This is a genomic window from Meinhardsimonia xiamenensis, from assembly GCF_900102905.1.
Classification (GTDB): domain Bacteria; phylum Pseudomonadota; class Alphaproteobacteria; order Rhodobacterales; family Rhodobacteraceae; genus Meinhardsimonia; species Meinhardsimonia xiamenensis.
The window spans coordinates 190072-203894 of record NZ_FNFV01000001.1 but is presented as its reverse complement, the minus strand read 5'-3'; the positions used below and the strand labels follow the sequence as shown (position 1 = coordinate 203894).

General features: G+C 65.5%; 12 protein-coding genes. 4 read left to right on the top strand and 8 right to left on the bottom strand.

The genetic code is table 11. The features are described from left to right. Positions 1 to 5 precede the first annotated feature (5 nt). Positions 6 to 2672, top strand: a complete 2667-nt coding sequence (gene mutS / locus BLQ14_RS00990; protein ID WP_245656796.1) for a DNA mismatch repair protein MutS — start codon at positions 6 to 8, stop codon at positions 2670 to 2672. On the opposite strand, the gene grpE is transcribed toward mutS, so the two are convergent. Together grpE and hrcA are read right to left on the bottom strand one after the other, a co-directional pair. Continuing rightward, positions 2657 to 3247 (bottom strand): nucleotide exchange factor GrpE, encoded by a 591-nt coding sequence (gene grpE / locus BLQ14_RS00985; protein ID WP_143004449.1) that lies wholly within the window; start codon positions 3245 to 3247, stop codon positions 2657 to 2659. The genes mutS and grpE overlap by 16 nt on opposite strands. A 9-nt stretch (positions 3248 to 3256) precedes the next feature. Further along, positions 3257 to 4324, bottom strand: coding sequence for a heat-inducible transcriptional repressor HrcA (gene hrcA, locus BLQ14_RS00980; protein WP_092497288.1), 1068 nt, complete (start codon positions 4322 to 4324; stop codon positions 3257 to 3259). A gap of 118 nt (positions 4325 to 4442) precedes the next feature. On the opposite strand from hrcA, the gene rph reads away from it, so the two are divergent. Genes rph through hemW form a run of 3 tightly spaced genes read left to right on the top strand, consistent with a single transcriptional unit; the run spans position 4443 to position 6919 of the window. Then, complete coding sequence (gene rph / locus BLQ14_RS00975; RefSeq protein WP_092497286.1) at positions 4443 to 5153, top strand: ribonuclease PH; 711 nt, start codon at positions 4443 to 4445, stop codon at positions 5151 to 5153. A gap of 28 nt (positions 5154 to 5181) precedes the next feature. Then, positions 5182 to 5763 carry an RdgB/HAM1 family non-canonical purine NTP pyrophosphatase gene (gene rdgB, locus BLQ14_RS00970; RefSeq protein WP_245656795.1) on the top strand — a complete coding sequence of 194 codons (582 nt, stop codon included), beginning with the start codon at positions 5182 to 5184 and terminating at the stop codon, positions 5761 to 5763. Next, positions 5741 to 6919, top strand: coding sequence for a radical SAM family heme chaperone HemW (hemW, locus tag BLQ14_RS00965; protein WP_092497282.1), 1179 nt, complete (start codon positions 5741 to 5743; stop codon positions 6917 to 6919). Before rdgB ends, hemW begins: the two co-directional genes overlap by 23 nt. Before the next feature lie 16 nt (positions 6920 to 6935). On the opposite strand, the gene BLQ14_RS00960 is transcribed toward hemW, so the two are convergent. The 6 genes from BLQ14_RS00960 to rho are packed head-to-tail and all read right to left on the bottom strand — an operon-like array spanning position 6936 to position 13749. Then, positions 6936 to 7844, bottom strand: a complete 909-nt coding sequence (locus tag BLQ14_RS00960; protein WP_092497280.1) for a ParB/RepB/Spo0J family partition protein — start codon at positions 7842 to 7844, stop codon at positions 6936 to 6938. Then, positions 7841 to 8665 (bottom strand): ParA family protein, encoded by an 825-nt coding sequence (locus BLQ14_RS00955; RefSeq protein ID WP_092497278.1) that lies wholly within the window; start codon positions 8663 to 8665, stop codon positions 7841 to 7843. Before BLQ14_RS00955 ends, BLQ14_RS00960 begins: the two co-directional genes overlap by 4 nt. Beyond that, complete coding sequence (rsmG, locus tag BLQ14_RS00950; protein WP_092497276.1) at positions 8658 to 9266, bottom strand: 16S rRNA (guanine(527)-N(7))-methyltransferase RsmG; 609 nt, start codon at positions 9264 to 9266, stop codon at positions 8658 to 8660. The genes BLQ14_RS00955 and rsmG overlap by 8 nt, the downstream gene beginning before the upstream one ends. Positions 9267 to 9291: 25 nt before the next feature. Continuing rightward, positions 9292 to 11160: a tRNA uridine-5-carboxymethylaminomethyl(34) synthesis enzyme MnmG gene (gene mnmG / locus BLQ14_RS00945; protein ID WP_092498278.1), complete on the bottom strand. Its 1869-nt coding sequence runs from the start codon at positions 11158 to 11160 to the stop codon at positions 9292 to 9294. 12 nt (positions 11161 to 11172) lie between these two features. Beyond that, positions 11173 to 12453: a tRNA uridine-5-carboxymethylaminomethyl(34) synthesis GTPase MnmE gene (mnmE, locus tag BLQ14_RS00940; RefSeq protein ID WP_092497274.1), complete on the bottom strand. Its 1281-nt coding sequence runs from the start codon at positions 12451 to 12453 to the stop codon at positions 11173 to 11175. A 24-nt stretch (positions 12454 to 12477) separates the two neighbouring features. Next, on the bottom strand, positions 12478 to 13749 hold the full coding sequence (gene rho / locus BLQ14_RS00935; RefSeq protein ID WP_092497272.1) for a transcription termination factor Rho: 1272 nt from the start codon (positions 13747 to 13749) through the stop codon (positions 12478 to 12480). Between the last annotated feature and the right edge of the window lie 74 nt (positions 13750 to 13823).

Below are 13823 nucleotides of genomic sequence, written 5' to 3'. Positions count from 1 at the left end.
AGAACATGACCGCCGCCGCCACCCCGATGATGGCGCAGTATCTGGAGATCAAGGCGCAATACCCCGATGCGCTCCTGTTCTACCGGATGGGCGACTTCTACGAGATGTTCTTTGACGATGCCGTCGCCGCGGCAGAGGCACTCGACATCGCGCTCACGAAGCGCGGCAAGCATCTCGGCCAGGACATTCCCATGTGCGGGGTGCCGGTGCATTCGGCCGAGAACTATCTTCTCACGCTCATCCGCAAGGGCTTCCGCGTCGCCGTCTGCGAGCAGATGGAAGACCCCGCCGAGGCGAAGAAGCGCGGCTCGAAGGCGGTGGTGCGCCGCGAGGTCGTCCGCCTCGTCACCCCCGGCACGCTGACCGAAGACAGCCTTCTCGAGGCCCGCCGGCACAACTACCTTGCCGCCTTCGCGCTCGTCCGCGACGAGGGCGCGCTCGCCTGGGCCGACATCTCCACCGGCGCGGTGCACGTCGCGCCCTGCCCGCGCCTCAAGCTCGGCCCGGAGCTCGCGCGCCTGAGCCCGAGCGAGGTGCTCCTGCCCGAGACGCTGGCCGAGGAAATGGCCGATGTGATCACGGATGCGGGCGCCGCGCTCACCCCGCTGCCGCGCGCGAGTTTCGACAGCATCGCGGCCGAACGGCGCCTGCGCGAGCTCTACCGCGTGCAGTCGCTCGATGCCTTCGGCAGCTTCTCCCGCGCGGAGGTGGCCGCGCTTGGCGCGCTTGCCGACTATCTCGACCTCACCCAGCGCGGGCGCATGCCGCGCCTTGCGTCGCCGGCGCGCGAGGCGGCGGGCGGTGTGATGCAGATCGACGCCGCAACGCGCCGCAACCTCGAGCTGACCCGCGCGCTCTCCGGCGGGCGCGCGGGCACCCTCATCGCCACCATCGACCGCACCGTGACCGCCCCCGGCGCCCGGCTTCTCGAGTCGCGCCTCGCCAGCCCCTCGCTCGATCTGCGCGTGATCCGCGAGCGTCAGGATTCGGTGCAATTCCTGCTGGAACAGTCTCGAATCCGCGACGATCTGCGCACCGCGCTCCGCCGCGTGCCGGACATGGACCGCGCCCTCTCCCGCCTCGCCCTCGACCGGGGCGGCCCGCGCGACCTTGCCGCCATCCGCGACGGCATCGCCCAGGCCGCAACCATCGCGCAATTCTTCGCAGGCCTCGAGCCACCCGAGGAGATCGCCCGCGCGCTTGACGATCTTGAGGGTCATGACACACTCGCCGCTCTGCTGACCCGAGCGCTTGTCGAGGAGCCGCCGCTCAGGCTCTCCGACGGCGGCTTCATCGCGCCCGGCTTCGACGCCGATCTCGACGCCGCCCGCGCCTTGCGCGACGAGACCCGCAGCGTGATCGCGGCCATGCAGGCCGAGCTCGCCGAGGAGACCGGCATCGCCTCGCTGAAGATCAGGCACAACAATGTGCTTGGCTATTTCGTCGAGACGACCACCACGCATGCCGAAAAGATGCTCTCGCCGCCGCTGAGCGAGCGTTTCATCCACCGCCAGACCACCGCCAACGCAGTGCGCTTTACCACCGCCGAGCTCTCGGCGCTGGAGACGCGCATCCTGAACGCCGCCGCCGAGGCCGAGGCCGCCGAGAAGCGGCTCTATGAAAGCCTGAAGGCGGAGATTCTCGACCGCGCCGCGCCGCTCTCGCAGGCCGCGCGCGCCCTCGCGGTGCTCGACGTCTCCGCCGCGCTTGCCGATCTTGCTGCCGAGCGCAACTGGTGCCGCCCGCAGGTGGAAGCGAGCCGCGCGTTTCACGTGGAAGCGGGCCGTCACCCTGTTGTGGAGGAAGCGCTCCGGCGCGAGGGCAACACCCCGTTCATCGCCAATGACGCCGATCTCACGGCCGAGGGCGAGGCGGCGGCGATCCGCCTGCTGACGGGGCCCAACATGGCCGGCAAGTCAACCTATCTGCGCCAGAACGCGCTGATTGCCATTCTCGCGCAGATGGGCGCCTTCGTGCCGGCCGATGCCGCGCGCATCGGCCTTGTCACGCAGCTTTTCAGCCGCGTGGGCGCGGCCGACGATCTTGCGCGCGGCCGCTCCACCTTCATGGTCGAGATGGTGGAGACGGCGGCCATTCTCAATCAGGCCGGCCCCGGCGCGCTGGTGATCCTCGACGAAATCGGCCGCGGCACCTCCACCTGGGACGGGCTTTCCATCGCTTGGGCGGTGCTTGAGCACCTGCACGACGTCAACCGCTGCCGGGCGCTCTTTGCCACCCACTACCATGAGCTGACGCATCTGGCCGAAAAGCTCGACGGGGTCGAAAACCTCACCGTTGCCGTGCGCGAGTGGGAAGGTGAGGTGATCTTCCTTCACGAGGTTCTCCCCGGTGCCGCCGACCGCTCCTATGGCGTGCATGTCGCCCGCCTTGCCGGGCTGCCGGAGGCGGCGGTTGCGCGCGCGCGCGTCATTCTCGACGCGCTCGAGCGCGGCGGGCGCGAGGGCGGCGACAAGGCCGCGCTCATCGACGATCTGCCGCTTTTCTCCGCTGCCGCGGCCGCGCCGCCGCCACCGCCGCCTGCACAAGAGAAAAGCCGCTCGGCACTGGCCGAGCGGCTCTCGCAAATCTTCCCCGATGACCTCACGCCCCGCGAGGCGCTGGCCATCCTCTACGAGCTCAAGGCGCTCGCGGACGATCAGCCTTCGGACTGATCCTTCGGTGTCGAGCTCACCCCCACCTGCGCGGGACGCAGGAGGCGATCGTGCATCTTGAAGCCGTGCTGCATCACCTCGATGATGTCGCCCGCCTTCGTCTGCGGCACCGGCGCCTCGAACATCGCCTGATGCGCGTTCGGGTCGAACTTTTCTCCGATCTCCGGCACGATCCGTTCGATGCCATGGCGCGCGAACACGTTGAGCAGTTCGCGCATGGTCAGCTCGACCCCCTCGATCAGCGCCGAAGCCGCCTTGCGCTGCTCCTCGCTGACGGTTTCGAGCGCCCGCCAGAGGCTGTCATAGACAGGCAGCAGATCCCGGCTGAGCTTGGCGCCGCCGTATTGTTCGGCTTCACGCCGCTCGCGCTCGGCGCGCTTGCGCAGGTTCTCGGTTTCGGCCAGGGCGCGCATCAGCCGGTCGCGCAACTCGTCACGCTCGGCCTGCAGTGCCGCCACCGGATCGGCGGCCTCGTCCTGCCCCTCGCCCGACTGCGCCTCTGCCTCTGCCGCGGCCTCTGCCGCCGCCATAGCCGCAGCCATGGCGGCCTGTTGTGATCTTTCTTCGTCGTTCATGTCCTGATCCTATCCACGCTCGGATAACAGCTTGCCCACCAGCTGTGCCGTGTAATCGACGATCGGCACCACCCGGCCATAGTTCAGCCGCGTCGGCCCGATCACGCCCACGGCGCCGATGATCTTGCGTTCGGCGTTCATATAGGGACTGACGACCAAAGAGGAACCCGTCAGCGAGAAAAGCTTGTTCTCCGAGCCGATGAAGATGCGCACGCCCTCGCCCTGCTCGGTGAGCTCGAGAAACTCGGCGATGTCACGCTTGCGCTCGAGGTCATCGAACAGCCGGCGAATGCGCTCGAGGTTCTCGACGTCCTCGTCGGTGGGCAAAAGGTTCGACCGGCCCCGCACGATCAGCCGCTCGTGGGGCTCGCCCTCGTTCTCCCAGATGGCAAGCCCCTGTTCCACGAGATCGCGCGCAAGCTCGTCGAGCTCCTGCCGGCGGCGGGCGATTTCCTCGGCCATCACCGCGCGCAGCTCGGCAATCGTCCTGCCTTCGGCGAGCGCATTGAGAAAATTCGCCGCCTCCCGCATCGAGGAAGGCGTCTGCCCCGGCGGCGGGGTGAAGACGCGGTTTTCCACCTGCCCGTCGGCAAAGACCAGCACCACGAGCGCGCGGTCGGGGGCGAGGCTGACAAACTCGATATGGCGAATCGGCGCCTCGTGCTTGGGTGCGAGGACGAGACTCGCGCCGTGCGTCAGCCCCGAAAGCGCCGAACCGACACGATCGAGAAGCCCTGCCACATCGCCGGCATCCTGCCCGTTCAGCGAGGCATCGATCTGCCGGCGGTCTTCCTCGTTGAGCTGGCCCACCTCGAGGATGCTGTCGACGAACACGCGCAAGCCAAGCTGCGTCGGCACGCGCCCGGCCGAGACGTGCGGGGAGTCGAGAAGCCCCAGATATTCGAGATCCTGCATCACGTTGCGGATCGTCGCCGGCGACACCTTCTCGCTCATCGACCGCGACAGCGTGCGCGAGCCGACCGGATCGCCGGTGGCAAGATAGCCTTCCACCACCAGCCGGAAGACCTCGCGGCTGCGCGCGCTGAGTTCGCTCAACAGTCTGGAACGGTCGTCCATCGCCCTGCCCGAAGATCGGTCTGCCATTTATGGAACACGCCGCTCTGGCGTCAATCGCCCTTGAAGTTCTGGTCGCACGGCGGATATCAGGCCCGAAATCCAAAGGAGTATCGGCACCATGCGCCCATCGCACCGGAATCTAGACGAGATGCGCCCGATTTCAATCGAGACAGGCGTCACTCGCCACGCCGAGGGCTCATGCATCATCCGCATCGGCGACACGCATGTGCTCTGCACCGCCACCATCGAGGAAAAGGTGCCGCCGTTTCTCAAGAACACCGGCCTTGGCTGGGTCACCGCCGAATACGGCATGTTGCCCCGCGCCACCAACACGCGCATGCGCCGCGAGGCGAAGGTGGGCCAGTCCGGCCGCACGCAGGAAATTCAGCGCCTGATCGGCCGGGCGCTCAGGGCCGGGGTGGACCGCGTGGCCTTGGGCGAACGGCAGATCACGGTGGACTGCGACGTGCTGCAGGCGGATGGCGGGACGCGTTGCGCGGCAATCACCGGTGGATGGGTGGCGCTGCGTCTGGCCGTGAACAAGCTGATCAAAGCCGGCGAGGTCACGACCGACCCGATCACCGACCACATCGCCGCGGTCAGCTGCGGAATTTATGCCGGGCAGCCGGTGCTCGACATGGATTATCTCGAAGACAGCGAAGCCGGGGTTGACGGCAATTTCGTGATGACCGGCTCGCTGCGGCTGGTCGAGGTGCAAATGTCGGCCGAGGGGGCGACGTTCTCCCGCGAAGAAATGTCAGAATTGATGACCCTTGCGGAAAAGGGCGTGAAGGAGCTGGTTGAAGCCCAGGAGGCGGCCGTTGGTTGACCGTTGCAACCTTCGAGGCGAGCGACTCGTGATTGCCACGCACAACGCGGGCAAGCTGCGCGAGATTCGCGCTTTGCTTGAACCTTACGGGGTCACGGTAACCTCCGCTGGCGAACTCGGCCTGCCGGAACCCGCGGAGACGGAGGAAACCTTTGCCGGCAACGCGCGGATCAAGGCCCACGCCGCGGCGCGCGCCTCGGGCCTGATTGCGCTTTCGGATGACAGCGGCATCGAGGTCGAGGCGCTGGGCGGCGCCCCCGGCGTGCACACCGCCGACTGGGCCGAAACACCCTCGGGCCGCGATTTCCGACTCGCGATGGAAAAGACATGGACGCTCCTCGAACAAAGGAACGCCCCCTTCCCCCGGCGGGCGCGGTTTGTCTGCACGCTGTGCCTTGCCTGGCCGGATGGGCGCGACCAGATATTCGAAGGCGCCGTCGAGGGTCAGGTGGTCTGGCCGATGCGCGGGGAGCGGGGCTTCGGTTATGACCCCATCTTCCTGCCCGATGGCGAGACCGAAACCTTCGGCGAAATGGCGCCGGAGAAAAAACACGCCATGAGCCATCGTGCCCGAGCCTTTGCGAAACTTGTCGACGCCTGCTTCCGTTGAAAACTGGCAAACCGCCGGTTTCGGGCTCTATGTGCATTGGCCGTTCTGCCAGGCCAAATGCCCCTATTGCGACTTCAACAGCCACGTCGTGGCCAATGTCGATCAATCCCGCTGGCGCGCGGCGCTTCGTGCCGAAATTGCCCGTTACGGAAATGAACTGTCAGGGCGCCGGCTCGACAGCATATTCTTCGGCGGCGGCACGCCCAGCCTGATGGAGCCCGAGACCGTTGCCGATGTCATCGAGGCGGCGTTCTCCGCCTGGGAGCCGGCAAGCGGGATCGAGATCACGCTCGAGGCAAATCCGACCTCCGCCGAAGCCCGCCGCTTCCGAGGTTACGCCGATGCCGGGGTCAACCGCCTGTCGATCGGGGTGCAGTCGCTTGACGATGCGGCGCTGAAACTACTCGGCCGCCTGCACAGTGCCGAAGAGGCGCTCGCCGCGCTGAAGCTGGCGCGCGGCATCTTCGCGCGTGTCAGTTTTGATCTGATCTACGCCCGCCAGCATCAGACACTGGAGGACTGGCGCGAGGAGCTGACGCGGGCCATCGGTCTCGGACCCGATCACCTGTCGCTCTATCAGCTGACCATCGAAGACGGCACCGCCTTTGGTGACCGATTGCGGCGGGGGCGCCTGCCAGGGCTGCCGGATGATGATCTTGCCGCCGAAATGTACCTGCTCACCCAGGACATATGCGCCGCGGCGGGGCTGCCCGCCTACGAGATCTCCAACCACGCCCGGCCCGGGTTCGAGGGACGCCACAATCTCATCTACTGGCGGCAGGGCGATTATGTGGGCGTCGGACCGGGGGCGCACGGCAGGTTCACCCGCGAAGGCCGCCGGCTTGCCACCGAAACCCCGCTTCAGCCCGGCGCATGGCTCGAGGCCGTGGAAACGCGGGGCTCAGGGGAAACGCTGCGCGCCGAAATCGGGCCGGAAGAGCAGGCCGGCGACTATCTGATGATGTCGCTGCGCCTTGCGGAAGGCTGTGACCTCGGCCGCCTCGCCTCGTTCAATGCCTGGGAGCCGGATCAGGCAATTCTCGAAACGCTCGTCGGGGAGGAGCTTTTGCGTCTCGATTCCGGCCGACTCCGGCTCACCGGCCGTGGCCGGCCGGTGTTGAACGCGATTCTCCGGGAACTGCTGCCGGACGGCTGAGCGCTGCGCTCCGCGCTCAGATGCGGCTGCCCGACAGCAGCGCGCAGAGCGTGTCCAGCTGGTCGAGCGAGCGGTAGCGGATCACCATGCGGCCCGAGCCATCGTCGCCGCCATGTTCGATGGAAACGCTCATCCCGAGATTGGCCGAAAGATCAGCTTCGAGCGCGCGGGTATCGGCATCCTTCTCCGCCTTGACGCGCGGCTTCTTCTGTTGCGTCGGCTCCTCGCCCTTCGCGGTCTTCGCAAGCTTTTCCGTCTCCCGAACCGAGAGGCCCTTCGTCACCACCTGCCGCGCGAGCTCAAGGGGATTGTCGGTGGTGATCAGCGCGCGGGCGTGGCCGCTTGAGAGTTTGCCCTCCCGCACCATCTGCTGCACCTCCTCGGGCAGCTGCAGCAGCCTCAGCATGTTGGCCACATGGCTGCGGCTCTTGCCAAGCGCCTCGGCAATCTGCTCCTGGGTGTGGCCGAACCGCTCCATCAGTTGCCGGTAACCCCACGCCTCCTCGATCGGGTTCAGGTCGGCACGCTGAATGTTTTCGATGATGGCGACTTCGAGAACTTCGGAGTCATCAAGGTCGCGGATGATGGCGGGAACTTCGTGCAGCTGGGCGAGTTGCGCCGCGCGCCAGCGGCGCTCGCCGGCGACAATCTCGTATTCTCCCGGATTCCGCTTGCTGCGCCGCAGGATCAGCGGCTGAATGATTCCCTTCTCCTTGATCGAGCGCCCCAACTCCGCGAGCGCCTCTTCCGAAAAGCTGCGCCGCGGCTGATCCGGATTGGGATGGATCTTTTCTATCGGGATGAATTGTTCGGGCTTGGGCGCCGGACCTTCCGGTGTCTGCACCATCTCGTTCGGTGTGACGTCGCCGATAAGCGCAGAGAGACCCCGCCCAAGGCCACGCCGTTCCGGTTTCCTGTCGTTCATGCCTGCACCCGCTCCTTCTGTTCAATACCGTTCCTGGCCAGCAGTTCTCGCGCAAGATCGCGGTATGCCAGCGCGCCTTTCGACGCCGGATCGTATTCGAGCACCGGCATGGCGTAGGACGGGGCCTCGCTGATCCTCACATTGCGCGGGATGATGGTGTTGAACACCAGCTCGCCGAGGTTTTCCCGTGCATCGCTTTCCACCTGCTGCGAAAGATTGTTGCGCCGGTCATACATGGTCAGCACCACACCCTCGATGCGCAGCGCCGGATTCGCGCTTTGCCGCACTTGGCGCACCGTCAGCAACAGCTGGCTAAGGCCTTCCAGGGCATAGAATTCGCTCTGCAAGGGCACCAGAACCGAGTCCGCCGCCACCATGGCATTGACGGTCAGAAGGCTGAGGGATGGGGGGCAATCAATCAGGATGAAACTGAAACGATGCCGTCTGAGCGCGGGTTGGCGCAATGCGTCGCGCAACAGAAAGCTTCTTTTTTCGTTGGCCACGAGCTCGATGTCGGCAGAACTGAGATCGGTTGTTGCCGGGGCAATCGACAGGCCCGGAACCTTCGTTGGCCGGATCACCTCGTCGATCGGCGCATCCTCGAGAAGCAGATCATAGGTGGTGAGACCGCGCGCGGCGCTTTCCAGACCCAGGCCGGTTGAGGCGTTGCCCTGCGGGTCAAGATCGACAATGAGTATGGGAAAGCCCTCCGCCGCGAGCGCGGCGCCAAGGTTGATCGCTGTCGTGGTCTTTCCCACACCGCCTTTCTGGTTGGCGATGGCGATGATTTTCGACAATGTTCCGCTGCTCGGGTCAGGCACGTTCGATCTCTCCGATCTTGAGTATGGCCGCGTCATCCTCGACTCTGCTGGGAATGGCCTCGCATGTGAAGTGCCATTCTTTTCGCGCGCGCTCGATTTCGCTTCTGAAATTCCGGCCTTTCGGAAACAGGCAGACGCCGCCAGGCGCGAGGTGGCGCGAAGCGTGGTCCAGCAGATCAGGCAGGGGTGCAAAAGCCCGCGCGCTCACGATTCGCGCCCCAAGAGGCGGGACGCGCTCGACACGATCGGCGATGATCCGGACGGGCGTCGATGTTTCACGTGAAACGCTCCGCAGAAACGCAGCCTTCCGCTGATCGGCCTCGATCAGCGTTACCGACATGTCGGGGAACCGCCTCTTGGCGAGAATGGCCACCACAAGCCCAGGAAACCCGGCACCAGAGCCCAAGTCCACCCAGGTGCCATCCGAATTTCCGACCAGTTCGACCAGTTGTGCGCTGTCGAGAAAATGCCGGCGCCACACATCGCCCAGCGTCGATCGCGCCACCAGGTTGATCGCGCCCGACCACCTTTGCAGCAAGTCCGCATAGCGTTGGAATGCCTCGAGCTCGCCCTCATTCAGGCTCAAGGCGAGACGAAACATTTCCTTATACTGCTGCGACTGTGACTCAGCTTGCACAGCGGCGCTCATGTTTCTTGATAGCACCGATGATCAGCGTGAGCGCGGCCGGTGTCATGCCCTCAATCCGCGCTGCCTGCGCTACGGTTTCCGGGCGCACCCGTTTCAGCTTTTCCCGCAGTTCGCCGGAAAGGCCGCCAAGCGCGTCGTAATCAAGCGCCTCGGGTATCGCGCGCGCCTCGTCCCGCCGCAAAGCCTCCACATCTCGCTTCTGGCGCTCGACATAGCTGGCATAGAGCGCATCGCACTTGAGTTGGCGGGAAATCGCAGGGTCAACCGCTGAAAGCCCTGAATCGAGCGCTCGCAACTGCTCCCAGGAAACGCCGTTGAGCGCCAGCAGCTCGACACCGTTCCTGCGCTTTCCATCCTGGCTCAGATTGATCCCGACGCGCTGCGCTTCCCGGGGTGACACAGACATCGCTTCAAGCCGCTGCCAACCATCGCGCAGGCGTTCCATCTTGCCGAGGAACGCCCGGCGACGCGATTCCTTGACGAGCCCGAGATCGATACCGAGCGGGGTCAGCCGTTGGTCTGCATTGTCGGCCCGGAGCGACAGGCGATATTCGGCCCGGGACGTGAACATGCGGTACGGCTCCGTGACGCCGCGCGTCACCAAGTCGTCGATCATGACGCCAATGTAGCTCTGGGCTCGGCTGAAGTGCTGCGGCGCCTCGCCAAGGACCTTGCGCGCCGCGTTCAACCCGGCAACAAGCCCTTGCGCGGCGGCCTCCTCGTAGCCGGTCGTGCCATTGATCTGGCCGGCCAGAAACAGCCCCGGCAGCTCGCGCAGCTCAAGCGCACGGGTGAGGGCCCGGGGATCGATATAGTCGTACTCGATCGCGTAACCCGGCTGGAGGATCCTAGCCTGCTCGAGCCCGGTGATCGACCGGATATACGCTTCCTGCACCTCGACCGGCAGTGAAGTCGACAAACCATTGGGATAGACCGTTGAGTCGTTCAGGCCTTCTGGCTCGAGAAACACCTGATGTGACGTCTTCTCCGCGAAGCGCACGATCTTGTCCTCGATGGACGGGCAGTAGCGCGGCCCCACGCCCTCGATCCTCCCGCCGTACATCGCTGAGCGCCCAAGGTTCGTGCGGATGATCTCGTGGGTCCGCTCATTGGTATGAGTGATCCCGCAAGCGACCTGCCGGACGAACGGTCTCGTGTGAAGAAACGAGAACATGACGGGGTCCCCGTCCCCCGGCTGCGCCTCGAGACGCTCCCAGTCTATGGTTCGCCCGTCGAGGCGCGGCGGCGTCCCCGTCTTCAGCCGTCCCTTGGGAAGACCCAAGTCGTCGAGCCTCTCCGCCAGACGAACGGCGGGATCCTCTCCCATTCGACCACCGGCGCGCCGCTCCTCCCCGATATGAATGACGCCGCGCAGGAACGTCCCGGTTGTCAGAACCACGGCTCCCGAAGTTATCGTGTCGCCGGACCCGAGCAAAACACCGGCAACCGCACCCGACTCCACCTTGAGATCAACAACCTCGCCCTCGATCACCGTCAATCCGGGCGTCGCGGCAATCTCGCGCTGCATGGCCTCGCGATACAGCTTGCGGTCCGCCTGTGCGCGCGGTCCCTGAACCGCCGGTCCCTTGCTGCGGTTGAGGAGCCGAAACTGAATGCCTGCCGCATCGGCCACCCGACCCATCACGCCGTCGAGCGCATCGATTTCGCGCACGAGGTGCCCCTTGCCAAGACCACCGATCGCCGGATTGCAACTCATCACGCCAATGGCGGAAGTCTTCAACGTGACCAGCGCCGTAGGCGCCCCCGCGCGCGCCGCCGCAGCGGCGGCCTCGCATCCGGCGTGTCCGCCACCAACCACGATCACGTCGAACCGCTCGTGTTTCACGTGAAACACCTCTCACTTCCCAAGGCAGAACCGCGAAAAGATCTCGTCAAGCACATGCTCTACGTCGATGTAGCCGACAAGACCGCTCAACGAGGCGACCACTGCCCGCAACTCCTCTCCTGCGATCTCCAAACGCGCCTCGCCCTGTCTCACCTCCTCCACGGCACGATCGATTCCCGCAACAGCCGCCTGCATCGCCTGACGATGCCGCTCCCGCGTCGCCGTCACGGGTAGCGACGCGATCCTGCCGAGCTTTTCCTTCACCTCATCGAGAAGCCGATCGACGCCCTCGCCGGTGAGCCCCGACACGCCCTCGCGCGAATCCCGCAGATCGGCCTTTGCCGCCACGACAATATCACCCGGCCGCAGCTCGGGGAACACCTCGTCCTCGACCTGGAGGAATATGCGCAGATCCGCCGCCCGCGCCCGTTCAAGCGCGCGCCGGACGCCCATCGCCTCGACCACATCATCCGTCTCGCGCAACCCTGCCGTGTCGAGAAACGTCACCGGAAGACCGTCGAGATCTATCCTCACCTCGATCACGTCGCGCGTCGTCCCCGCGATCTCCGACGTCAGCGCCGCCTCGCGCCCGGCAAGCCTGTTCAAGAGAGTTGATTTTCCCGCATTCGGACGACCCAGTATCGCGACCTCGAAACCTTCCCGCAGTCGTTCCGCTGCACGAACACCCTCGATCTCGCGCGTAAGCTCGGCGCGGACGTCCTCCAGAAGCGCGGTGACTTCTTCCGATACGTCTTCCGGAACCTCCTCGTCGGCAAAGTCGATCACCGCCTCGACAAGCGCCATGGCCCGGATCAGCCTCTCCCGCCAGCTTTCGACCCGCTGCCGCATCTCCCCCGAGAACACGCGCAGCGCAAGCCGCCGCTGAAGTTCGGTTTCCGCCTCGATGAGGTCGGCAAGCCCCTCGACCTGGGCAATGTCGAGCCGCTCGTTCTCGAGGGCTCGCCGGGTGAACTCGCCCGGCTCCGCCAGCCTCAGGCCCTGCTCCTCAAGCAGAACGCGCCGCATCCGCGCCACCACCGCCGGGCTGCCATGGAGCTGAAACTCCGCCGATGGCTCGCCGGTGAAGCTCCCGCCGGGCGCAAACACCAGAACCAGCGCCTCGTCGATCACCGCCCCCGAGCGATCGCGCAATCGTCGCAGGCTCGCACGCCGCGGTTCCGGCACGTCGCCGGCAAGCGCGCGCACCACCTCATGCGCGCGCGGACCGGACACGCGGACAACCGCCACGCCCGACTTGCCGGGCGGCGTTGCTGGGGCAAAGATCGTGTCCATCGTGACGTGACGGCCTGGCCGCCATCAGGCGTTCATGGAATCGAAGAATTCCGCGTTGGTTTTCGTCTGCTTCAGCTTGGAGAGCAGAAACTCGATGGCGTCGGTGGTTCCCATCGGGTTGAGGATACGCCGCAGCACATACATCTTCTGAAGATCCTTGGGCGGCACCAGGAGCTCCTCCTTGCGCGTGCCGGACTTCAGAATGTCGATGGCCGGGAACACCCGCTTGTCGGCCACCTTCCGGTCAAGGACGATCTCGGAGTTGCCGGTGCCCTTGAACTCCTCGAAGATCACCTCGTCCATCCGGCTGCCGGTCTCGATCAGCGCCGTGGCGATGATGGTCAGGGATCCGCCCTCCTCGATGTTCCGGGCAGCGCCGAAGAAGCGCTTGGGCCGCTGCAACGCATTCGCGTCGACACCGCCGGTCAGCACCTTGCCGGAGGACGGCACGACGGTGTTGTAGGCCCGACCGAGACGGGTGATCGAATCGAGCAGGATGACGACATCGCGCTTGTGCTCGACGAGGCGTTTGGCCTTCTCGATCACCATTTCGGCCACCGCCACATGCCGTGCTGCCGGCTCGTCGAAGGTCGAGGAGATGACCTCGCCCTTCACGCTCCGCTGCATGTCGGTCACCTCTTCGGGCCGCTCGTCGATGAGCAGCACGATGAGGTAGCACTCCGGGTGGTTGCGCTCGATGGAATGGGCGATGTTCTGCAAGAGCACCGTCTTGCCGGTCCGGGGCGGTGCAACGATGAGCGAGCGCTGCCCCTTGCCGATGGGTGCGACAAGGTCGATGACCCGCGCCGAACGGTCCTTGATGGTCGGATCCTCGATCTCCATCTTCAGCCGCTCGTTCGGGTACAGCGGCGTCAGGTTGTCGAAGTTGATCTTGTGCCGCGCGCGTTCGGGATCCTCGAAGTTGATCTGCTCGACCTCGACCAGCGCAAAGTAACGTTCATTGTCCCGCGGGGCGCGGATCACGCCCGAAACAGTGTCGCCGGTGCGCAACGAATAACGGCGGATCATGTCCGGCGAGACGTAGATGTCATCCGGGCCCGGCAGATAATTCGCTTCCGGCGAACGCAGGAATCCGAAGCCATCCTGCAGCACTTCCAGCACACCGTCGCCGCCGATCGTCCAGCCTTCCTCCGCGCGTTCCTTGAGGATGGCGAACATCATGTCGCCCTTGCGCATGGTCGAGGCGTTCTCGATCTCGAGCTCCTCCGCCATGGCCAGAAGGTCTGCGGGGCTTTTCGCCTTCAGATCGGAAAGGTTCAGACGCGTTTCGTTCATGGAAAACCTCTGTCGCGGGCAGCGATGTCGGGCGCGACGTGCAATGGGGAGAGCGACGCACCGGCCGGCGCGCT